Annotated in this window: 21 protein-coding genes; 13 read left to right on the top strand and 8 right to left on the bottom strand. The window is 30.5% G+C overall.

What is annotated here, in order from left to right:
- Positions 1 to 4 precede the first annotated feature (4 nt).
- A complete protein-coding gene (locus AC3IF2_RS10315) occupies positions 5 to 3,388 on the bottom strand; it encodes a tetratricopeptide repeat protein (protein WP_489167044.1) in 3,384 nt (1,127 codons plus the stop codon).
- 277 nt (positions 3,389 to 3,665) lie between these two features.
- Positions 3,666 to 4,172 (bottom strand): DUF456 domain-containing protein, encoded by a 507-nt coding sequence (locus AC3IF2_RS10310; RefSeq protein WP_489167042.1) that lies wholly within the window; start codon positions 4,170 to 4,172, stop codon positions 3,666 to 3,668.
- A gap of 118 nt (positions 4,173 to 4,290) precedes the next feature.
- Here AC3IF2_RS10310 and AC3IF2_RS10305 point away from each other — a divergent pair, with 118 nt between their 5' ends.
- From AC3IF2_RS10305 to AC3IF2_RS10290, 4 genes are read left to right on the top strand one after another with little or no spacing between them, the layout of a single operon-like run.
- The gene (locus AC3IF2_RS10305) at positions 4,291 to 4,653 is read left to right on the top strand and encodes a BlaI/MecI/CopY family transcriptional regulator (protein ID WP_489167040.1); all 363 of its coding nucleotides are present in this window, start codon (positions 4,291 to 4,293) and stop codon (positions 4,651 to 4,653) included.
- 4 nt (positions 4,654 to 4,657) lie between these two features.
- Entirely contained in the window at positions 4,658 to 6,202 is a 1,545-nt protein-coding gene (locus tag AC3IF2_RS10300; protein WP_489167038.1) for a M56 family metallopeptidase, read from the top strand.
- A gap of 12 nt (positions 6,203 to 6,214) precedes the next feature.
- Positions 6,215 to 7,477 carry a tetratricopeptide repeat protein gene (locus AC3IF2_RS10295; RefSeq protein ID WP_489167036.1) on the top strand — a complete coding sequence of 421 codons (1,263 nt, stop codon included), beginning with the start codon at positions 6,215 to 6,217 and terminating at the stop codon, positions 7,475 to 7,477.
- A 45-nt stretch (positions 7,478 to 7,522) separates the two neighbouring features.
- The gene (locus AC3IF2_RS10290; RefSeq protein WP_489167034.1) at positions 7,523 to 8,002 is read left to right on the top strand and encodes a hypothetical protein; all 480 of its coding nucleotides are present in this window, start codon (positions 7,523 to 7,525) and stop codon (positions 8,000 to 8,002) included.
- On the opposite strand, the gene AC3IF2_RS10285 is transcribed toward AC3IF2_RS10290, so the two are convergent.
- Genes AC3IF2_RS10285 through AC3IF2_RS10275 form a run of 3 tightly spaced genes read right to left on the bottom strand, consistent with a single transcriptional unit; the run spans position 7,999 to position 10,822 of the window.
- Positions 7,999 to 8,739, bottom strand: coding sequence for a Bax inhibitor-1/YccA family protein (locus AC3IF2_RS10285; RefSeq protein WP_489167032.1), 741 nt, complete (start codon positions 8,737 to 8,739; stop codon positions 7,999 to 8,001). The genes AC3IF2_RS10290 and AC3IF2_RS10285 overlap by 4 nt on opposite strands.
- A gap of 11 nt (positions 8,740 to 8,750) precedes the next feature.
- The gene (locus AC3IF2_RS10280; RefSeq protein WP_489167030.1) at positions 8,751 to 9,875 is read right to left on the bottom strand and encodes a glycosyltransferase family 2 protein; all 1,125 of its coding nucleotides are present in this window, start codon (positions 9,873 to 9,875) and stop codon (positions 8,751 to 8,753) included.
- Complete coding sequence (locus AC3IF2_RS10275; RefSeq protein WP_489167029.1) at positions 9,875 to 10,822, bottom strand: hypothetical protein; 948 nt, start codon at positions 10,820 to 10,822, stop codon at positions 9,875 to 9,877. The genes AC3IF2_RS10280 and AC3IF2_RS10275 overlap by 1 nt, the downstream gene beginning before the upstream one ends.
- Before the next feature lie 59 nt (positions 10,823 to 10,881).
- On the opposite strand from AC3IF2_RS10275, the gene ruvC reads away from it, so the two are divergent.
- The 6 genes from ruvC to AC3IF2_RS10245 are packed head-to-tail and all read left to right on the top strand — an operon-like array spanning position 10,882 to position 15,106.
- On the top strand, positions 10,882 to 11,433 hold the full coding sequence (ruvC, locus tag AC3IF2_RS10270; protein ID WP_489168003.1) for a crossover junction endodeoxyribonuclease RuvC: 552 nt from the start codon (positions 10,882 to 10,884) through the stop codon (positions 11,431 to 11,433).
- A complete protein-coding gene (gene hemW, locus AC3IF2_RS10265) occupies positions 11,434 to 12,558 on the top strand; it encodes a radical SAM family heme chaperone HemW (RefSeq protein WP_489167028.1) in 1,125 nt (374 codons plus the stop codon).
- 12 nt (positions 12,559 to 12,570) lie between these two features.
- A complete protein-coding gene (locus tag AC3IF2_RS10260) occupies positions 12,571 to 13,320 on the top strand; it encodes a cyclase family protein (protein WP_489167026.1) in 750 nt (249 codons plus the stop codon).
- The gene (locus AC3IF2_RS10255; RefSeq protein ID WP_489167025.1) at positions 13,321 to 13,932 is read left to right on the top strand and encodes a hypothetical protein; all 612 of its coding nucleotides are present in this window, start codon (positions 13,321 to 13,323) and stop codon (positions 13,930 to 13,932) included.
- Positions 13,933 to 13,942: 10 nt separating this feature from the next.
- Positions 13,943 to 14,725 (top strand): sugar phosphate nucleotidyltransferase, encoded by a 783-nt coding sequence (locus AC3IF2_RS10250; RefSeq protein WP_489167023.1) that lies wholly within the window; start codon positions 13,943 to 13,945, stop codon positions 14,723 to 14,725.
- Positions 14,726 to 14,758: 33 nt separating this feature from the next.
- Positions 14,759 to 15,106, top strand: a complete 348-nt coding sequence (locus AC3IF2_RS10245) for an MmcQ/YjbR family DNA-binding protein (protein WP_489167022.1) — start codon at positions 14,759 to 14,761, stop codon at positions 15,104 to 15,106.
- A 36-nt stretch (positions 15,107 to 15,142) separates the two neighbouring features.
- Here AC3IF2_RS10245 and AC3IF2_RS10240 read toward each other — a convergent pair whose 3' ends face one another.
- Both AC3IF2_RS10240 and AC3IF2_RS10235 read right to left on the bottom strand, forming a co-directional pair.
- Positions 15,143 to 15,937 (bottom strand): M56 family metallopeptidase, encoded by a 795-nt coding sequence (locus AC3IF2_RS10240; protein ID WP_489167021.1) that lies wholly within the window; start codon positions 15,935 to 15,937, stop codon positions 15,143 to 15,145.
- A 437-nt stretch (positions 15,938 to 16,374) separates the two neighbouring features.
- Positions 16,375 to 16,746: a BlaI/MecI/CopY family transcriptional regulator gene (locus AC3IF2_RS10235; protein ID WP_489167020.1), complete on the bottom strand. Its 372-nt coding sequence runs from the start codon at positions 16,744 to 16,746 to the stop codon at positions 16,375 to 16,377.
- Between the two features lie 266 nt (positions 16,747 to 17,012).
- On the opposite strand from AC3IF2_RS10235, the gene AC3IF2_RS10230 reads away from it, so the two are divergent.
- A complete protein-coding gene (locus tag AC3IF2_RS10230) occupies positions 17,013 to 17,837 on the top strand; it encodes a hypothetical protein (RefSeq protein WP_489167019.1) in 825 nt (274 codons plus the stop codon).
- Between the two features lie 30 nt (positions 17,838 to 17,867).
- On the opposite strand, the gene AC3IF2_RS10225 is transcribed toward AC3IF2_RS10230, so the two are convergent.
- A complete protein-coding gene (locus AC3IF2_RS10225) occupies positions 17,868 to 18,710 on the bottom strand; it encodes an AraC family transcriptional regulator (protein WP_489167017.1) in 843 nt (280 codons plus the stop codon).
- 127 nt (positions 18,711 to 18,837) lie between these two features.
- Between AC3IF2_RS10225 and AC3IF2_RS10220 the strand changes: the two genes are divergently transcribed.
- Positions 18,838 to 19,752, top strand: coding sequence for a dihydrodipicolinate synthase family protein (locus tag AC3IF2_RS10220; protein ID WP_489167016.1), 915 nt, complete (start codon positions 18,838 to 18,840; stop codon positions 19,750 to 19,752).
- A complete protein-coding gene (locus tag AC3IF2_RS10215; RefSeq protein WP_489167014.1) occupies positions 19,753 to 21,336 on the top strand; it encodes an aldehyde dehydrogenase (NADP(+)) in 1,584 nt (527 codons plus the stop codon).

The raw sequence follows: 21,336 nt of genomic DNA, 5'->3' as shown, positions 1-21,336 counted from the left end.
ACCGCTATTTTTCATCCATCATATTAACGCCCTCCCAATCTTTTGGTGACTCTTTAGAATAGATTTTAGACTTATGTGCAAAATAACTAGCAACTACATCAAGATTGTTCTTTTCTAAAACTTTATCAAATACTTTTTTTGCTTTAGGAAATTCCTTGTTAAGGAAATGTTTTAATCCTTTTTCAAAATTTTTAAGTGATTCTTTTTTAAACTCTATTTGTTCTAAGCCATCGCCATCATAGCACTCATAAATATCGATTATTTTTCCTTTTCCTTTGGCTTGTACTTTACCTAGATAACGTAGGTTATATTGTTCTTTGTTTTCAATACCTTCTAAACTATTACCGCTTATAATAATATTAGCACCGTAATGTTTAGTTAATCCTTCCATTCTTGAAGCAGTATTTACAGTATCTGCAATAATAGCAGTATCATTTCTTTTAATATCTCCTATAATTCCCATTACTAAAGGGCCAGTATGTAGCCCCATTCCAACCGATATCGGTTTATAACCTTCAGAAATTCGTTTTTTGTTATAAGTTGTAAGTTTCTTTTGCATATCTATGGCCGCTTGTATAGCGTGATAAGGCTGATAAGGGAAAAGTGCCATAATGCCGTCACCTAAGTATTGATTTACGAAACCCCTGTTTTGTTGAATTAAAGGGCCCATCCTACTAACATAGGCATTCACAAATTTAAAATTTTGCTCAGGAGTCATGCTTTCAGCCAAATTGGTATAACCCCGTATATCGGTGAATAAAACAGTTACTTCCTTTTGGGTATGATCGCCTAAAACAACGTCAGTAATGGCGTCTTTATCTATAGACTTTAAAAATTCCGTTGGAATAAATTTACTGGTAGCATTATGAATATTTTTAAGATTAATATGAGTCTTGATACGGCTAAGTAATTCATTTTTAGAGAATGGTTTAGTAAGATAATCGTTAGCACCAGCATTGAACCCAGTTACTAAATCGCTTACTCTGTTTTTTGCTGTTAACAGAATAATAGGTAGCTCACTTGCACTATGTTTTTTTCTAACGGTCTCACATACCTCGTAACCAGACATACCCGGCATCATAATGTCCAAAAGGATAAGATCATATTGATCGCCTTGCTTAAGAAAGGATAATGCTTCTTTACCATCTATTGCTTCTTTAACTAGATAACCTGCTAGTGATAAATGGTTTTGTAAGACCCTCCTGTTAATTTGTTCATCATCAATAATTAGAATTTTAAGCGCATTAGCTTTAGGAGCTGAGGTTATTACTTCTGCTTTATTTTCATTATAAGATGTTGGCTGTACTTTTTGTAATTGTTTTTCAAATAAACCAGTTTTTTTATCCTTTAAATCTATATGCTTAGAGGTACTTTTTTTGAGTGAAAATATAAATGAGGTTCCTTTTCCAACTTCAGATTCAAAATTAATAGTGCCTCCATGTAGTTCTACTAATTGCTTGGTTACAGTTAACCCTAACCCTGTCCCGCTATGCTCTCGAACTATTGAGCCATCACCTTGTTCAAATGCTTTAAAAATTAAATTATGTTTATCTTTTGGGATGCCAATTCCGGTATCCGAAACTATAACTTGAATCTGATCATTAATTTCTTTTGCTGAAACTTCTATTGTGCCTTTTTTTGTAAACTTAATTGCGTTTCCAACTAGGTTATATAAAATTTGTTGTAATCTATTTTCATCAGCACTGACTAAAGAAATATCCTTTGAAATATTGTTTATTAAATCAACTTTTTTTGATGTAAGCAAAGATTTAGAAAGTTTTATAACAATAGTAGTTAAAGCATAAATATCTACAGGGCTTAAGTTTAAAACTAAGTCTCTGTTTTTAAGCTTAGAGAAATCTAAAATATCATTTACTAAATGCGATAATCTTTTACCACTACTGGCGATCATATCTAAATTTTCTATTGCCGCACTAGGTAATTGACCAGCTATTCCATCTTTTAAAGATTCAGTTAAACCTATAATTCCAGTAAGAGGAGTTCGTAATTCATGCGAAGTATTGGCTAGAAATTCATCTTTTAGTTTGTCTACTTCTAAAAGTTGATTTATTTGTTCTCTTTCTCTAGCTAATTTGATACTTTTCTGACGTGATCTCCAATAAATTCCGCCAATTAGCAATAACCCTAGTACGCCAAAGATGATTATGTTTAATTTGTTTTTCTCGCTATTTAAATTTCGTTCATATAAAAGTTCCTGTTGGGCTTTGTCTTTGTGATACGCAATGCTGTCAGCTAATTGTTTTTTATCAAACTCATATTGAAGTTCATGACGCGCAATTTCACTAGATTTTTCTTCATTGAATAGTGAATCTTGTAGTTTAACAAATTGTTTATGATATTTTAATGATTGGTTCGTGTTGCCAATTTTTTCAAAGACATTACTAAGGCATAGACAAGCATCCTTTTGAGCTATTAGCAAGTTTATTTCTTCTGCTAAAGAAAGGCTATTTAGGCAATCATTTTTTGCAAGGATAAATTTATCAGTGCTTAAATAAGCATTTCCTCTATACAAAAATGCAGCAGCAAGACCATGACGGTCATTAATTGTTTGTTTAATCTTAATCCCTTTATTTAAATAGCTTAAAGCACTTTTGTAATCTTTTTTTTCATAGTAAACCTCGCCTAGATTACTGTAGGCGCGTGATGAAGACCTCTTATCTCCGATCTTCTCTGCCGCATTAACACTTTGTTGTAAATTTTCTATAGCGAGCTCATAATTTTTTAAGTTTTGATAAGCCAGCCCCACATTATTGTAAGCAAAAGAAATAGTATTCTTATCTTTTAATTCTTTTTTCACATTTAATGCATATAGATAATATTCCAGAGCTTTTTCATATTGTTTTTGTCTTAAATAAACATTACCCAAATTATTTGAAACCCTAGCTAAATTCGTTTTATCATTTAATTCTTCTGAAAGCCTGAGCCCGGCTAACATATTACTAAGAGCTTCAGGATAATTACCTTGTTCATAATAAATCAACCCAATATTATTTAGTGTTGTTGCCATAGCTTTTTTGTCACCAATGGCTTTTAATATTGAATGACTTTTAATGAATTTATTTAAGGCTTTAGGGTAATTTGCTTGTACAGCATAAGTGTTTCCGATATTTCTATGCGCCGTAGCTTGCCAGCTGAGATTACTTTTTTCGGTTGCAAATTCTAAAAGTTTTATTCCAGTACTTCTGGCGGAATCTAAGTTTTGTCTGAATTGTAATCTCAATATAGTTAAACCTGTATCAAAATATATCGAATCTGGCTGAGAGTTTTTTTTCCAAACACCTTTTAAACTATCAATTTTTGAAGCTTGGCCAAATGAAAAATGATAGCAAAGAATACTAATTATAAAAACATAGTATAAATTTTTCATTTGGTTGAAGGGGATAAGTTAACTGTTATAAATTTAAGACATAAAAAATTAATGTTTAAATAATTGAAATACAGCAAATTAAAATTTAATTTAAAAATTTATTAGAAATAGGTAGGAAAAAAATAGAGATTGTTGTTCTATAGACGTAACAATGTTACAAGCGACGTTAACAAAATAAATTTTTACCGAAAGGGAAAATTGCTAAAAAAGAAAATACTATTTAAGACTTTTTTTCATGATATAATAAGGGCTCTCAATTTTGAGAGCCTTTTTTATTTTAAGCAAAAAATGCTTCTTTGTGGTTCCAAGCGATAACTACAAAATAGATTAAGAACCCAAAACTAACTAGAAACTTTAGTGTGGCCGAAGCTAAAAAACCTAAAAAAGAACCAAAGGCCGCTTTTAATGCTCTGTTGGTATCCTTGCTATCGTGAATCATTTCTCCAACTAAAGCCCCAATAAAAGCCCCAATTATAAATCCACCAGGAATTGGCACAAAAAACAAACCGATTAGTAACCCTAAAGTTGTACCAATAACACCATATTTACTGCCTCCAAATTTTTTGGTTCCCATGGCTGGGATAAAATAATCAAGTAACCAAATTATAATTGCAATTGCTAAGGTAACTCCAAGAACCGTCCAATCCATAGGAATTACCTTTGTTAGATGTAGTATTAGTAAACCTAACCAGCCAGTTAAAGGCCCTGGTAATACTGGTAAAAAAGAGCCAATAAGACCTAAAAACATTAAGCCAAGCCCTAAAATTAATAATAATATATCCATAGTTTTTGTCTACTAGACGTAAATATAAGCAGTTTGTTACATGTTTTCAACTAAAAAATTAGTTTAAACTAACTATTTAGTTATATTTGTATTGTTGAACTAAAAAATTAGTTGAAAAATGTCGAGACAATTAACAAAAGCAGAAGAACAAGTCATGCAGATTTTATGGGAATTAAAATTATGCACCGTTAAAGAAATAATCGAAAAACTTCCTAACCCAAAACCCGCTTATAATACCGTTTCTACAATAGTTAGAATTTTAGAAAGCAAAAAATTTGTTGATCATCATCCTTTTGGTAAAGGATATAAATACTATCCGGTAATTGAAAGGGAAGTCTATAGTAACCAAAGTATTCACAAATTGATGGATAATTATTTTGGAGGGTCTTTTAAAAGTTTGGTCTCATTTTTTGTAGAAAAGAATGATGTGAATTTAAAAGAAATGGAAGCTATTTTAAAGGAAATGAATTCTAAAAAGTAAGACTATGTTAGATTATTTTGTAAAAGTATTATTGTTTCAAACACTATTTTTAGTTGTGTATGACTTGGTATTAAAAAGAGAAACATTTTTTCAATGGAACCGGTTTTATTTATTAGTAACGTCAGTTTTGGCCTATATATTACCGTTAATTAAAATAAGACAAGTAAGTGAAATTGTACCTCATGAATACAGCATTCTCTTGCCTGAAGTTGTATTGTCACCACAAACAGTTATAAAAGAGCAATTCGATTGGTCATCTTTACTTTTTACTTCATTACAGTTGATTTTTATTTTAGGAGTGTTGTTTAGTGTAGTAGTTTTCATCAGTAATCTTTTAAAAATAATTAAACTTATTAATCAGAATGAAAAAGAAAAAATACAAGATTATGAACTAGTATATTTAGAAGAAAATATTCCATTTTCCTTTTTCAACTATATTTTTTTGGACAAGCAATTACTTCAACAAGATATGCGTGATATCATTGCGCATGAATTAGTTCATGTTAAACAAAAACATACAATAGATCTGTTATTTTTTGAACTGCAAAAAATTGTGTGTTGGTTTAATCCTTTTAGCTATATCTACCAAAGCAGAATTTCTGAGCTACACGAATATATTGCTGATGCTAATTCTATTAAAGAAGAAAATAGGTCTGCTTATTTTCAAAACATACTAGCTACTTCTTTCGGCACTTATAAAATATCATTTATTAATACATTTTTTAAACATTCATTAATTAAAAAACGAATCATTATGCTGAATAAAAGTAAGTCTAAACAGCTATTTAAATTCAAATATTTATTGTTATTTCCAATATTGTCTGCAATGATTATTTATTCTTCTTGTGAAAAAGAAGAATTCAATCAACAGGTATTGAAAAAAAATGAAAAAAGACTGGTTACAATTCATTTAGGTGATGGTGATAAAATCGAAAGTAGAGAAATAAAATCTAAGAAAGAGAGATATTTTGATATGTATATGTTTGGTGCTAAACCAGATGGTGAGGAAATAAAATATGAAAACTTATCTGCAGATGAAAAAAGAGAATTTGATTCTTACAGTCGAGGTATGTTTAAAGGAGATCATGTGACTACTAAAATATTCGTTGCTGAAGATGGTAATAAATCAATTATGCAAGTATTTGATTGGAAGAAATATCAAGAATATAAAGAGAGGAACAATTATGAAAATTCAGATGTAGTACCCTATGCAAAAGTAGACCAAGCACCTGTTTACCCTGGTTGTGAAGACGCAGAAAATCAAAGGAAATGTTTTGAAGAAAAAATTACAGAGCACATTAAAAATAATTTTGATAGTTCTGTTGCTCAATCATTAGGTTTAAATTCTGGTAAAAAGCGTATTTATGCTCAGTTTAGAATAAAAGAAGACGGTACGATAAGTGATGTAAGAGTTAGAGCCCCACATAAAACATTAGAGAATCAAGTTCAGAACATAATTTATGATATACCAAACATGAAACCGGGTAAACATACTAATAAAGATGTAAGAGTAACCTATACTTTACCAATTTCTTTTGAGGTAGATTGAATTTAAAATTTTATGAAAAAGAAACTCCTAATCATTACATTATTAGCAATTCTAATTAAAACCGAGGCACAGACTTCGGTTTTAAACATTGCAGATAGTTTGATGAAAACTGGTAATTATCAATTAGCCTTATCTGAATTGCAAAAACAAAAGAAACCTACCGTTAAAGAATTAGAAAAGATTGCAAGTATCTATCAGAAAGTTAGCAATCATTCTAAAGCCATTGAGTTTTACAAAAGCGCTTATACTTTGCAGCCTTCTGATAGGATTAAAGAGCAAATTGGTAAAAGTTACCAGTTTGTTGGTAATGCCGATAAAGCTATTGAACTATACAATGAAATCTTAGCTGTAAACCCTAACAATTTACTGTTAAAATATACACTAGCTAAACTTTATATAAGTGAGCGAAAAGTTGAAAAAGGCATTGAATTGTTAGAAGAACTGAGTGACAAAGATAAAGCAAACCCTAATTACCCCTATCAATTAGGTGTAGCTTATGAAAAATTAGGTAGAAAAGGTTTTCTTAATAGTATTAATAGTTATTTAGATGCATATAGAATTGATACTACACATTTAAAAAGTATTTACAATCTGGCTAAGTTTTATAGAGATCTAAAATTTAAAGATTCTACTACCTTGTTTATAGATAAAGGCTTAAAGATAAATCCAAGAAGTATTAATTTTAATCAGTTAAAAGCAAAAGATGCATTTTATAACAAAGACTTTGATACCTCTATAATTTATCTTAAAAAACTTGAAGATTTAGGCTTTAAAACTAAGTTTACTTATCAATTGTATGGCTTGGTTTATTTGAATATGAAAGACTATGATAAAGCTGAAGCATCTTTAAAAAGAGCTCAACAGATAGATTTTAAAGACCCTAGTATAGCTTATAATCTAGGGCTAGTTTATGAAGCTAAGAAAGATTTTAAATCTGCAGCATTTATGTATACAATTTCAATAATGAATCAAAGACCAGATGTAGATAAGAATTATTTAAAATTAGGGAAGACAGAATTAGCATTGAAACAGCCTAAAAAAGCACTAAGAGCCTTTGAAAAAGGGTTAGAAAATAATCATAAAAATTATAACTTGCTGTATCAATTGGCGTTGGTTTCTGACTCATATTATAAAGATAAAAAGATAGCATTAAAGCACTACGAAAAATATTTAGATAAATTTGAGAATAAAGATAAAGAACAAACAGGTTTTGTAAAAAGACGTATTAAAGAGATTAAAAAAACTTTGTTTATAAATGGTGAAAAGCTAGATTAGACAAAAGCAAAAAAATTGTACTTTCACATAGTCAATTAATTAACAATGTTTTTGCGAACGGTAGCGGCAATTTTATTGATTTTATTCTTTTTTTCTTGCGATACTACATCGTCTAATACTACTACCGCAAATAATTTTAAAGTTTTAGATACTGTTATAGATTACACTTCTGTGGATGCGTACCCTTTATTTTCTAATTGTCAGGATTTTACCGAAAAGAAATCTCAAAAAGAATGTTTTGAAAATGTTTTAGTTGAGCGTTTGTCAAATTCTTTAAATAGAATTGATTATGAAGTAAAGGAAACTATTAATGATTCTTCTTATGTAAATCTTTTAATTAATAATAACGGAAAAGCTAAAGTTGTTTCGATAGATTCTCCTAAAGTAATTCAAGAAAATATACCTCAATTAGATAGTGTAATTAAAGCTAGTGTTGATGAATTACCCTTGCTTAAACCAGCATTAAAAAGAGGAATTCCTATAAAATCACAATATAAACTAGCTGTGGTTGTTAGAACAAATTAAAACCTGATTGCCAATTTTTTCATAAGCCTTAATACCTCAATATATAGCCAGATTAATGTTACAAGTAATCCCCAAGTTGCAACCCATTCGTAATATTTAGGCGCTCTACCGACCTTACGATCTATAAAATCAAAATCAAGCAGTAAAGAAAAAGAAGCTATAATGGCTGCGATAATATTAAAACCAATTGCAAACCAAGAAGTACCCCAAACAAAAGGTAAGCTTAATCCAAAAATGGTCAGTATCCAATTAATAATATAAATAAAGAAAATAGTAATCGCTGCTGAAATTATAACACTTCTGAAACGTCTGGTAACTATAATAATTCTTGCCTTATAAAGTATTAACATTACAAAAAAAGTTAGAATAGTAATACTTACTGCTTTCATTGGCATGCCTGGAAATCGATTCTCGGCATAAGCCGAAATACCACCTAAAAAAAATCCTTTAGCTAAGGCATATAATGGTGTAGTAAATGGTGCCCAGACACGCTTAAATGAAGTCAATAAACTGAAGAAAATTGCAGCTAACATTCCGCTAGCTGTATACCACTTTACATCAACACCTTTGTTGACTAAATCCCATACATACCAAGTGGTAATACCAACTAAAATCAAGCAAAAAAATGATTTAACAAAAATTCCTCCTAAGGTCATCCGTGTAGCCTTAGAACGATAATTTTTCCACACATAATTACTAAATGCAGGGTTAGATGTGTTATAATTAAGTATGGACATGCAGATTCTGGTTATTGCTTAAATTGTCTTCCTTTCCACTGATATCCAATAGTTAAGGAAGCTATAATAGCAAACATACTAAAAAACGGATAAACAATACTGCTTAAGAACACTGCCGTTAATCCTTTTGTTTGATTAAAAAAAGTGGCAGTTTTTGTAATTAAAATAAAATCAACAGTAAACTTCGCCAGAAATATTAATAATAGATATAACCAATTAAAATAACCAAAAATGCTCAGGGCAGTAAGTATGATTAACATCACATTCATGGCAAGTACTGATATTCCCACAAACTTACTAAAGCCATTTTGATATCCTGTAGATTTTGCCGCCCAACGAACACGCTGATTAATCAATTCTTTAAGGTTAGCTTGAGCTTTTGTAGTTATTACTGCTTCATTTGATTTTAAATATTTAACCTTTTTTGGACACTTTTTCGCTATTTTTTCTAATAAGAATATGTCATCACCACTTGCAATGATCTCATTACCTTCAAATCCATTTACCTCTTTAAAAATTGATTTGCTGTAGCAAAGATTCGCGCCGTTACAGAGAAAAGGTTTTTTAATTCCGAAGGCACCAATCGTTGTTCCTTGTAAACTCAAAAAATCTAATAACTGAAATCTATCTAAAAAGGAATTTATGTTTGAATAAGTAACAGGAGCCACAACCATTTTAGGCTGATTTTGTTCTATGAAAGTATCAAATAAAACAAGCCAATTTTTTAGAACAACACAATCAGCGTCAGTTGTTATAATCCAATCATATTTTGCTTCTTTAATAGCTATATTAATAGCATCTTTCTTGGGTGAATTTGTTTTTCTCTTGTTCTTTAAAATTTTAATGTCAATTTGTTCGTTAGCAAAAAACTGTTTAATCAAATCAGCTGAGCTATCTTGGGACTCATCATCAATAAAAATAATTTCATATTGATCTTTAGGATAATCTAGTTTAAACAAGCTCTCTAACAATTCTGGTAAAAAGAGTTCTTCATTCCGAAAAGGAATTAAAATAGAGAAACAATTTTTAGGAGTTTCTTCTACAGTTTTAAATTCTTTAATACGATCAAAACCAACAATAAAAGCACTAATAAGTGCATAGTAACTAATTGCTATGATAAGTGCTAATACAATCACTAAAAATCTTTTTTGTTTTCAAATATTGATGTTGAATTAAAATTCAATACAAAATAACTGCCAAAAATGGCTGGTATAGCAAAATTAAGCATCCACATTAATAATGTAATCGTTACTATAATGAGTTCGTTTACAGGAAAGAATCCAAATACCCAAACTGCTACAGAGCCTTTAATGAGCCAATCGAAAAATGATAAACTTGGTATTAAAGAAGCTAATAAATACATGCTAGAAATAAATACCATTGCAGTAATATAATCGATCTGAATATTAAAAACAGTTAATAAAAAATAAAATTGAAATGAAAATATGAGGTATCGTATAACAGAAAAAAAACCATTTTTTAAATGAAGTGAAAAAGGTAGTTCTTTAATATAACTAACAATTTTATCTATATAAAATCCTCTAATTTTTTTATAGCCAAATTTTTTACCGAAAAATATGAAAGCGATAAGAAAAGCAAGAATATATGCTAATTTTCGTAACCTAAAAACTTCAATATCGACAGAATAATGCATTAAAAAATAAACTAACCCAATAACTCCAAAAAGAATGGTTGTAGACATTTGAGCTATATTACCTAAAAGATTCAGCAACATAATTTTTCGCCTATTTCCTTTTTTATAATAAATAGCTTTTGCCCCATATTCGCCTATTCTATTCGGAGTAAATAATGAAGCTGTTAGAGCACCGAGGCTTTGCTGTAAAGATTCAAAAAACGTAATTTTTTTAAGACTTGAGACTAACGTTTTCCATTTAATAATTTCAAAAAACCAATTTAAGATAGTAAATCCGGCAAGGATAAAAATAGTTTTTGAACTTGATGAGATACTTTTTTCTAATTGTTCTAAAAAGTCAGAAAACTGAATTTGGTCACTATGTACAATCTTATCATAGATAAAATAAAAAGCTCCAAATATAATAGCCAACTTTACTAAGAGAAACAAGAATTGTTTAGTTTTGTATGGCAACGAATTGTACATTGCTGCAAAGTAATCTTTTTTATTTGAGTTCAGAAAAAATAATATTAGGCATAGACCCAGGTACCACTATTATGGGCTTTGGGTTAATTCGAGTGGTTAATAAGCAAATGAAATTTATGCAGTTGAATGAATTGCATCTAAAAAAGTATGAAGATCACTATACTAAGCTTAAAATTATTTTTGAGCGTACAATAGAATTAATTGAAACTTATCACCCAGATGAAATAGCTATAGAAGCGCCTTTTTATGGCAAGAACGTGCAGTCTATGCTTAAATTAGGCCGTGCACAAGGTGTTGCCATGGCAGCAGGACTTTCACGGCAAATACCAATAACCGAATATTCTCCAAAGAAAATTAAAATGGCAATTACCGGTAATGGTAATGCTAGTAAAGAACAAGTTGCCAAAATGTTACAAAGTACATTACAATTAAAAGAATTACCTAAAAATTTAGATTCTACTGATGGCTTGGCTGCTGCCGTTTGTCATTTTTACAATGCTGATAGAGTTGAGGTAGGAAAAAGTTACTCAGGATGGGCAAGTTTTGTAAAGAACAACCCTAAAAAGATAAAATAGTTGGCCGGAATTTATATTCATATTCCTTTTTGTAAACAAGCTTGTTATTATTGCGATTTTCATTTTTCCACTTCACTTTCACGGAAAAAGGGAATGATACAAGCACTTACGAAAGAATTGGTTCTACGTAAGGATGAATTATCAAATGAAGTTATTGAAACTATCTATTTTGGAGGCGGAACGCCAAGTTTATTAACAACAAATGAAATACAATTATTAATAGATACTATTTGTGATATTTATGAAGTAGTTGAAAACACTGAAGTAACTTTAGAAGCAAATCCAGATGATTTAACAAGCGCAAAGATTATTGAATTAGCAAAGTCACCAATTAATCGATTGAGTATTGGTATACAGTCTTTTTTTGATGAAGATCTTAAAGCTATGAATCGAGTGCATAATTCTAAAGAAGCTAAACTATGTTTGGAGGAAGCTACCCGCTACTTTGATAATATAACGATCGATTTGATCTACGGAATTCCAGATATGAATAATGATCGTTGGAAGGAAAATTTAAAAAAGGCATTTGATTTAGGCATAAATCACATTTCGAGCTATGCATTAACGGTAGAGCCAAATACAGTTTTAGATTCTTTTATTAAAAAAGGAAAATATCCACCTGTTTCTGAAGAGCTTGCTGAGCAACATTTTAATATTTTAATTGAAGAAACTGGAGAACAAGGTTTTGTGCATTATGAGATTTCAAACTTTGGTAAAGAAGGCTATTTCTCTAAGCACAATACTAGTTATTGGCAAGGCAAATTGTATTTAGGTATTGGCCCTTCGGCACATTCATTTAATGGAAAACAGCGTAGCTGGAACATTGCAAATAATATTAAGTACATAAAATCTATCAAAGAAGGAATAATTCCGCAAGAAATAGAAACCCTAAGTGAAAAAGACAGATTCAATGAATACATAATGACTGGTTTACGCACTATTTGGGGTGTGTCCTTAGAAAAAATTGAGCAAGATTTTGGACTTCCCATTAAGAAAAAATTACTACAAACAACTCAAAAATTTATTGAAGAAGGGCTAATTTTAAACTCTAATGGTAAATTAAAAGCTTCCCAAAAAGGAAAATTTTTAGTAGACGGATTAGCTTCAGACTTGTTCATGATTTAGTATATTTGAGATATGATTGCTACGATTGATTACAATTCTAAAAAACACAAAATAGACTTGTTTAAACCTATAGACATTTCTATCCCTTTAAGAGCTTCTAAAGAAAATGTTAATGTCTGGTATATAGACAAGCCAACAATAGAACCTGTAGAGTTAGACAACTGGGTAGCTAGTGTAGAAAAAGGAGCGTCAATTAATTTTAATAATATAGAATTTAATCCACATGCTCATGGTACACATACAGAATGTGTAGGGCATATTACCGAAAAAGTTCATTCTATAAACAAAAATTTAAAGCAGTTTTTCTTTTTGGCTGAGTTAATAACTGTTGCTCCAGAATCTTTTAATAATGATTTTGTAATTTCTAAAAAACAAATTCAATTTGTTTTGGGTAATAAAAAACGTGATGCAGTTGTTATTCGTACTATGCCTAACACTAAAGAAAAATTAAATAAACATTATTCATATACCAACTGGCCATATTTATTAGAAGAAGCTGCCATTTATTTGAGGGAGAAAGGAGTGAAACATTTATTGATTGATTTGCCTAGTGTTGATAGAGAGAAAGACGAAGGTATGCTAGCATCACACAATGCTTTTTGGAATACTGCAGGAAAACTACGCAAAGACGCAACGATTACCGAGTTGATTTATGTACCAAACCGTGTTAAGGATGGTACTTATTTTCTAAATCTACAGATCGCCCCTTTTGAAAATGATGCTTCGCCAAGTAAGCCTGTTTTATATCAGATTGAAGAATAAATGAGTAAGATTTCAAGAATTGCTGTTAACATAGTATTGTTACCCGAAAAAGAAATAACAGACAAGGTAATTGAAATCAATAGAGAATTATTGATAGATAATGAAAATGAAATTATTCTAGGAGAGGTAGTTAATCAACCTCATATTTCATTGTGTATGGGTGGGGTTAATGAAAGTGATCTGCCTCAAATTATAAAATTTATTGATCAAGTATCAAATGATTATTCACAATTTAATTTTCAAGGAAAGTTAAGTGTACAAGCTGTTTCAAAAAATGAAAACATTTTGTGGCTAAAAATAAAAAAGAATATTAAAATTCAGGAATTGCATGAGAGAGTAATGAAAAACCTATGGAGGTATTTAAGCTATGATATCAAGAATAATATGTTGGTTAATTCTGAAGAAGTAGAAGAAAAAACAATATCTTGGATAAAAGATTACTCGAATTTACACATAAATCCCTCACAATTTAATCCACATATAACCATTGGCGTTGGTGATGTTATTGAGAGTAATAAAATATTTAATTTTTCATCATCAGAAATTGCAATTTTCAAATTAGGAAACTATTGTACTTGTAGAGAATTGATTTATAAAACTAGTTTAAATTAACTAACGAAATATGAGTGATATAGTTGGTTTAATTCCCTGTGCAGGAAGTGCTACAAGATTAGGCGCATTACCTTTTAGTAAAGAGCTTTATCCTGTTGGCCCAAATGAAGAATTGGCAGGACAAAAAAAGGTCGTTAGTAGTTATTTAATTGACCACATGAAAGATGCTGGAATAGAAAATTTTCATTTAATTATTAAAGAGGGGAAATGGGATATACCCTCACATTACAATAATAATATTAAATATGCTGATTTAAATTTCTGTTATCATCTTGCAAATGTAGATTACGGAGTTCCTTTTTCATTAAATACGGCTTACGCTTTTATTAAAGACAAAATAGTTTGTTTGGGCTTTCCTGATATCCTGTTTAAGCCAAAAAAAGTATATAATCAATTATTAGCTATATTATCGTCAAACCCGAATACGTCAATTGTTTTAGGCGTTATGCCAATTAATCGCCCAGAAAAATGGGATATGGTTGAATATGATGTGAATTCTAAAATTAAAAGATTAGTTATAAAATCGACTACGGATAAAAGCTTAAAATACGGTTGGTTTTGTGCTGTGTGGAATACTGAATTTTCTAAGTTTTTCAACTCTTATGTCTTAGACTTAACTAGAGATAATTCCCCTGAAGAATTAAGGGATAGTGAAATATATGTAGGTGATGTGATAAGAGCGGCTATAAATAGTGGTTTTGAAGTTGAGAGTGTTATTTTTGAGGAAGGCACTTGCTTAGATATTGGCACCCCAGAAGATTTAAAGTTAGCAAATGCATTTTTATCAACATAACTTTTTGTTGTAAGTTTAAAAAATCTGATCATATTGAATATAGAAGAACTTAGAGAATATTGCTTAAATAAAAAGGGTGTTACGGAAGAATTTCCTTTTGACGAGCAAACGCTAGTATTTAAAGTCTTAGGTAAAATGTTTGCCTTAACTGGGTTAGAAAGAACGCCACCTCAAGTAAATTTAAAATGTGACCCAGAATGGGCAATCGAACTTCGCGAGGAACATAATGGACTCATATATGGTGGTTATCATATGAACAAAAGACTCTGGAATACAGTTGAGTTTACAAATTTACCTTCTAATTTAATTAGAAAATTAATTGATCATTCTTACGATTTGGTTGTGGCCAAAATGTCTAGAAAATTAAGAGAGCAATTATAAAAAGCCGCATAAATTAAAGCGGCTTTTTAGTTGTAATTATTTTAATATAATATATACTGATTTTTTTTCACCATCTTTCTTTTTTATATCTACACTTTTTATTTTGTCTACACTTAATTTTTCCACTTTGTCAATCGAAACCTTTTTCCCATTAATATAAAATTTTGCATCTCTAGGGAAAGGAGGTAATGGTGACGAATCTGGAGAGTTAACTTTACCATCTTTTCTTTTATAAACTTTTGTCTTTTTTGGAGGTTCTGGAGGAATGGGAGTTACACTCTTTTTTTGTTTATCCGACATTAAGCTGTAAATATATTCTAAGCGTTTAACATCTTTTCTTTTTATTATATTATCTTTAGTTTTAGAGGTATATTCTTTCATTAGCTCTCTAGAAGCACCTTTTTCTTGCGCCGTTACACTAGTGCTAAATAATAATATGAAGCACATGAATAATGGAATTAGAAGTAATTGTTTAAATAACATTTTTGTTTTTGACTTATTTTTTGTCATCATAATAAACCTTTTTTTAGTTAATGAATAATTTATACTACTGGCCAAGTAGCTTGGGTTATTCCGGAAAATATTTTTAAGTAATGTATTAACATATATTGACGAATCTTCAATTGATTCTAATACAGAATCATCTGCTAAAAATTCATGATTTAGTTTTATAGCTTTTTTGTAGGAATAAATTATCGGATTAAACCAAAAAACAATCTGAACAATTTCAATGAATAAAATATCTAATGTGTGTTTTTGTTTTATATGACTCAATTCATGCTCAAGAATACAAGAATCAATCTTATCATTATCATATAATGATTTACTCAAAAATATTGTATTAAAAAATGAATGAGGTGGAAGGAGCTTTTCTAATAATACCAACGAGTATCCATTTTTTCTAATTAATTTTTCATTCTTTCTTAAGGAACAAATTTTATAGATATTCCTTGTAAATCTAAGAAGCATAAATAATACCCCTAAAAAGTATAGGCTAATAAAAAAATATTCCCAGATAAAAAAGTGAGATGCTAGATCTAATTGTACTTCAGATGTAGTGTTTATTATTTGAATGCCTTCTAAAGCTTTTTTTTGGTCGAAAAAAATAAAACCTAAATTTAATTCCAAAAAAGGAATAGTTAGCGAAAATAGTACTGCAACTAATAAGAAAAATCGATTGAATTTGTACATTTTTTCCTGCTCCAATAATATGTGATAAATTATTATTAATAACAGTAAACAGATGCCAGATTTTATTAAATATAGAATCATTTCATTTTCTTTTTAAGTTCTTTTTCAGCTAACTTAATGATCTCTTCAAGTTCTTCTTTTGTAAGATTGGTTTCTGAAGTAAAAAAAGATGCAAACTGAGAAGCACTGTTATTAAAAAAGTTCTTAATTAATCCATTTACATGTTTAGAGAAATAAGTCGACTTTTTAACTAAAGGGTAATACTCTCTTGATTTTCCATATAGTGTGTAACCAACAAAACCTTTGTCACTCATTCTTTTTAATAACGTTGCTATGGTGGTAGTAGCTGGTTTAGGTTCTGTATAAGCACTTAATAAATCTTTCATAAAAGCTTTTTCAAGTTTCCACAAATGATTCATAAGTTCTTCTTCGGTTTTTGATAATTTCATGCTCTACAATGTTAGAATTAACTCTACAAATGTAGAAATAAAATTTTTAATAAACCAAATTCTTAATAAAAAAAGTAAATAATAAGTATTCAGATAACTGACAACTAATTTAAAATCAATCACTTAATAATTTTTTCGTATATTTGTTTACATCAGTAAGTTTACCCACCTTATATGTAGCCGGTTCTGTGCTCGAAATGATAGGTAACCCTTAACCTACAGTTGTACATATTACTTAGAATATTAACCAAACTTGAATATTAATTATGAGAACAACTAGAAAAAACCTAGTAGTAACATTGTTGCTATTAGTAATGTGTAGTGCAATAAGTTTTGCACAAGAAGAAACACCAAAAGCTCCCGAGTATGTAGTAATCACAACGAACCATTGGAATATGGATTATCAAGATTTTGATAAAGCCAAATGGATAGCTACTGAAAAAGATTTTTTAGATAAGGTTATAAAAAAGAATGAGCATATAATGGCATCTAGTGTTTATATGCACCGCTTTACACCAGATAATACAGAGGTGGTAAGTGTACAGTCTTTTGCAAGCTGGGAAGATATAGACAAAGCTGCGAAAAGAACAGCAGAATTAGTTAAAGAAGCATGGGCTGATGAGGATGCTAGAAAAGCCTATTTCAAAGGAAGAAACGCTTATTATTCTAATGACCATTCAGATGAAATTTATGCTACCATGCCCTATGTAAAGGCTATGACTCCAACTGATAAAGAAACTGTTTGGCTGGTTCGCCGAAGTCATTTTGCATTTCCAAAAGATGGAACTCAAGAAGAATTTGACAAATTGAATAAAGAGTATGTTGAAAATGTATTTCATAAAAACGAACATATAAAAGGTTATTATCCTCTTGCTCATGCTTGGGGCAGTGACCGAACCGAATTTTTAGAAGCTTTTGCTGTAGAATCTTTAGATGCTTTAGATAAAATGTTTAAAAAGAATGGTGAGCTTTATAATGCTCATTGGTCTGATGAAACAAAAAGAAAAGAAATGGATAAATCTGGGCAAAAGTACTTTACAAGAGTGCATGGAGATTATATCTATACCTCTGTTCCTGAGCTTTCAAAATAAAAAGGTTAAAATATTATTATAAGAGGACGCTTAATTAGCGTCCTTTTTATTTCTATATAATTTTGGAGTTGTATTTTTCAATTTTTTAAATTGTCTGTTAAAGTTTGAAAGGTTATTGAACCCACAAAATTCAGCTATTTCATTTATTGAAGAATCTTTATAGTTTAAAAGTAATTTACATGCTTTTTCAACTCTTAATTCAGTTAAGAATTGTATATATGTCTTATTGGTTCGCTTTTTAAAATATTTACAAAAAGCATTTTTTGTCATGTTTGCGATAGATGCAATTGTATCTAATGAAATATTACTTTGAAAGTTATTTATAGAATACTCCATAATATTTCTCATACGTTTTCCTTCGGTCTCAGAATATTGCTTTTCATGGGTAAATGTAGATAAAGGTAGATATTTCTCGCTTTGTAAAATTTCTAACAATTGTAGCAAATTAATAAAACGTTCAAACTTATTTTGATGTTTAAGCTTTACAAAATTTTGTTGCGCTTTGGGCGAAATTACCTTGAGTCCATTGTAAGCTTTGTTAAAAAAAGATTTAAGAATCTCTAATTCTTCTAAATCGAAGAAATTATTTCCAAAAGAATTTTCAGTAAAGAATAAAGATAGCATCAAAGATTTGGTATCAGATTTTTCACTTTTAAAGACATGAGGCAAGTTACTACCTAATACTAAAATATCTCCCTTATTGTAGCTATTAATGGTATCTCCTACAATAAGAGTACCTTCTCCTTCAGCAATATAACTTAATTGAATTTCTTGATGTTGATGCAGCTTGTCATAGAAGACAAACTCATAATCTTCTTGATAAATTATGGCATCATCATTAGGCTTTGGTATTTTAAAAGGAAATATTTTCATAATATAAAATTAATCATTATTATTATAATTATTTAAAAAAAGGATAATATAGTATTGCTAATGGATAAATATCAATTATTATTTACAGATAAGGCTTGTTAGTTTTGGAGTAATAAAAATTTAAAAAATGAGTATAGAATGGAAAGGCGTAATGCCAGCTGTTACAACCAAATTTAATAACGATGACACCTTAGATTTAAAGATGTTTGCGGTAAATATAAATGCACAATTAAATGCAGGAGTTCATGGTATCGTCCTTGGGGGAACGCTAGGAGAAGCTAGTACTTTGAGTGATGATGAAAAAAGAGCATTGACTAGAACAACGGTAGATATTGTTAAAGAAAATGTGCCAGTCTTAATAAATATAGCAGAGCAAACTACTAAAGGTGCCATAGAAGCGGCTCATAAGGCTGAAGAAGATGGAGCCAAAGGATTAATGATGTTACCACCTATGCGTTATAAAGCTGGCGATCGAGAGACCGTTGAGTATTTTAAGGCAGTAGCTAATAATACTTCTTTGCCAATTATGGTGTATAACAATCCTGTTGACTACAAAGTAGAGGTAACTTTAGATATGTTTGATGAGTTACTAAAATGTAATAATATTGAAGCAGTTAAAGAGTCAACTCGAGATATTTCAAATGTAACGAGAATTAAAAATCGATTTGGTGATCGCTTAAAGATTATGACTGGCGTCGACACCTTGGCTTTAGAAAGCTTACTCATGGGAGCCGATGGTTGGATAGCAGGTCTGGTATGCGCTTTTCCAGCAGAAACGGTAGCTATTTATGAATTACAAAAAGCAGGAAGAATTCAAGAAGCCCTAGATATATATCGATGGTTTTTGCCATTGCTAGAGTTAGATATTAATCCTAAATTAGTACAGAATATAAAATTGGCAGAAGTAGCTACAGGTATTGGGACCGAAAATGTTCGTGCTCCGAGATTGCCGTTACACGGAGAAGAGCGTAAGTATGTATTACATGTTATCGAAGAAGGTTTGAAAAAAAGACCAATATTATCAGATTATAAAAATTTATAAATGATTACCGGAAAGAACTATATAGGAAATAATTTATCAGCTAAAGGAGATAGAAAGTATAAAACATTCAACCCTCAGTTAAATATTGAAAATGAACATGAATTTACCGAAGCTACCGAGGATGAAATCAATGAAGCTGTTGCGTTAGCCTCAGAAACATTCAAAGAATTTAGAACGGTATCTGGTAAAAGAAAAGCGGCATTTTTAAATACCGTAGCTGATGAAATACTAGACCTAGATGATGAACTAATTGAGACGTATCGCTCAGAAACCGGTTTGCCAGAAGGCCGAGCTAAAGGAGAAAGAGGCCGAACTATTTTTCAATTACGCTCTTTTGCTGAATTACTGCAAGAGGGATCATGGGTAGAAGCAACAATAGATACAGCTATTCCCGAAAGAGAACCAATCCCAAAATCAGATGCACGTAAGATGATGGTGTCATTAGGGCCAGTAGTGGTTTTTGGAGCCAGTAATTTTCCGTTAGCTTACTCAACAGCAGGCGGCGATACAGCATCAGCATTAGCAGCCGGATGTCCAGTAATTGTAAAATCACATCCTATTCATGCAGGTACAGGTGAGTTAATAGCTTCGGCAATCGTGAAAGCTGCTAAAAAAACAGGAATGCCCAATGGTGTATTTTCAAATCTAAACAGTTCAGGTATAGAAGTTGGAGTTCAGCTAGTACAGCATCCTGAAGTAAAAGCTGTTGGTTTTACAGGAAGTATTCGAGGAGGTAGAGCGTTATTTGATTTAGCCTCTAAACGTAAAGAACCAATACCTGTTTTTGCAGAAATGGGCAGTATAAATCCTGTTGTTATTTTACCAAATGCTTTGAGTAATAGAGGAGATGCTTTAGCAAAAACGTATGCAAAATCAATTACATTAGGTACTGGACAATTTTGTACTAACCCTGGTCTTATATTGGGAGTGAAAAGTACTGAGTTAAATAATTTTATTTCTAAACTTTCAGAAGAGATTATAATACTAGAGCCTTCTTGTATGCTGCATCCTAATATTATTGGTGCTTACGAAAAAAATAAGATGAATGCTATTTCTCAATCAGGATTAGAAGTAGTTGCTAATTATGAAAATGATGTACAAGACAATTATGCGAGGCAAACCATTACTACTGTAGAAGGAAATACCTTTTTGCAAAATACAACACTACATCAGGAAGTTTTTGGCCCTTTTTCAATGGTTGTACAATGTAATGATGTTCAACAACTAGAAACCATTATTTCGCAATTAGAGGGCCAACTTACAGGAACTATTATTGCTGATGATGACGAAGCTTCACAGTATTCAGGAGTTATAGAAGCACTTAAAAATAGAGTAGGACGCATTATTTTTAATGGTGTGCCTACTGGAGTTGAGGTTTGCCCATCTATGCTACATGGCGGCCCATATCCGGCTTCGACTGATAGCCGTTTTACTGCAGTTGGAATTCATTCTATAAAACGTTGGGTTCGCCCATTTAGCTATCAAGACTGGCCTAATGATTTATTACCAGATGAATTAAAAAATGAAAACCCTTTAAATATTTCTAGATTAGTAAATGGCAAACAAACTAATTCAAAAATTTAA

This window comes from Maritimimonas rapanae (assembly GCF_057837205.1).
This window is presented reverse-complemented; position numbering and strand designations above follow the sequence as displayed.

What these genes read in the sequence shown, in the direction of transcription:
- AC3IF2_RS10290 (WP_489167034.1), top strand. Translation starts at nt 7,523, where the DNA reads ATGTTTTTGCGAACGGTAGCGGCAATTTTATTGATTTTATTCTTTTTT.
- AC3IF2_RS10250 (WP_489167023.1), top strand. Translation starts at nt 13,943, where the DNA reads ATGAGTGATATAGTTGGTTTAATTCCCTGTGCAGGAAGTGCTACAAGA.
- AC3IF2_RS10300 (WP_489167038.1), top strand. Translation starts at nt 4,658, where the DNA reads ATGTTAGATTATTTTGTAAAAGTATTATTGTTTCAAACACTATTTTTA.
- AC3IF2_RS10225 (WP_489167017.1), bottom strand. Translation starts at nt 18,710, where the DNA reads ATGAAAATATTTCCTTTTAAAATACCAAAGCCTAATGATGATGCCATA.
- AC3IF2_RS10260 (WP_489167026.1), top strand. Translation starts at nt 12,571, where the DNA reads ATGATTGCTACGATTGATTACAATTCTAAAAAACACAAAATAGACTTG.
- AC3IF2_RS10220 (WP_489167016.1), top strand. Translation starts at nt 18,838, where the DNA reads ATGAGTATAGAATGGAAAGGCGTAATGCCAGCTGTTACAACCAAATTT.
- AC3IF2_RS10295 (WP_489167036.1), top strand. Translation starts at nt 6,215, where the DNA reads ATGAAAAAGAAACTCCTAATCATTACATTATTAGCAATTCTAATTAAA.
- AC3IF2_RS10215 (WP_489167014.1), top strand. Translation starts at nt 19,753, where the DNA reads ATGATTACCGGAAAGAACTATATAGGAAATAATTTATCAGCTAAAGGA.
- AC3IF2_RS10305 (WP_489167040.1), top strand. Translation starts at nt 4,291, where the DNA reads ATGTCGAGACAATTAACAAAAGCAGAAGAACAAGTCATGCAGATTTTA.
- AC3IF2_RS10235 (WP_489167020.1), bottom strand. Translation starts at nt 16,746, where the DNA reads ATGAAATTATCAAAAACCGAAGAAGAACTTATGAATCATTTGTGGAAA.
- AC3IF2_RS10255 (WP_489167025.1), top strand. Translation starts at nt 13,321, where the DNA reads ATGAGTAAGATTTCAAGAATTGCTGTTAACATAGTATTGTTACCCGAA.
- AC3IF2_RS10315 (WP_489167044.1), bottom strand. Translation starts at nt 3,388, where the DNA reads ATGAAAAATTTATACTATGTTTTTATAATTAGTATTCTTTGCTATCAT.
- AC3IF2_RS10310 (WP_489167042.1), bottom strand. Translation starts at nt 4,172, where the DNA reads ATGGATATATTATTATTAATTTTAGGGCTTGGCTTAATGTTTTTAGGT.
- AC3IF2_RS10285 (WP_489167032.1), bottom strand. Translation starts at nt 8,739, where the DNA reads ATGTCCATACTTAATTATAACACATCTAACCCTGCATTTAGTAATTAT.
- AC3IF2_RS10230 (WP_489167019.1), top strand. Translation starts at nt 17,013, where the DNA reads ATGAGAACAACTAGAAAAAACCTAGTAGTAACATTGTTGCTATTAGTA.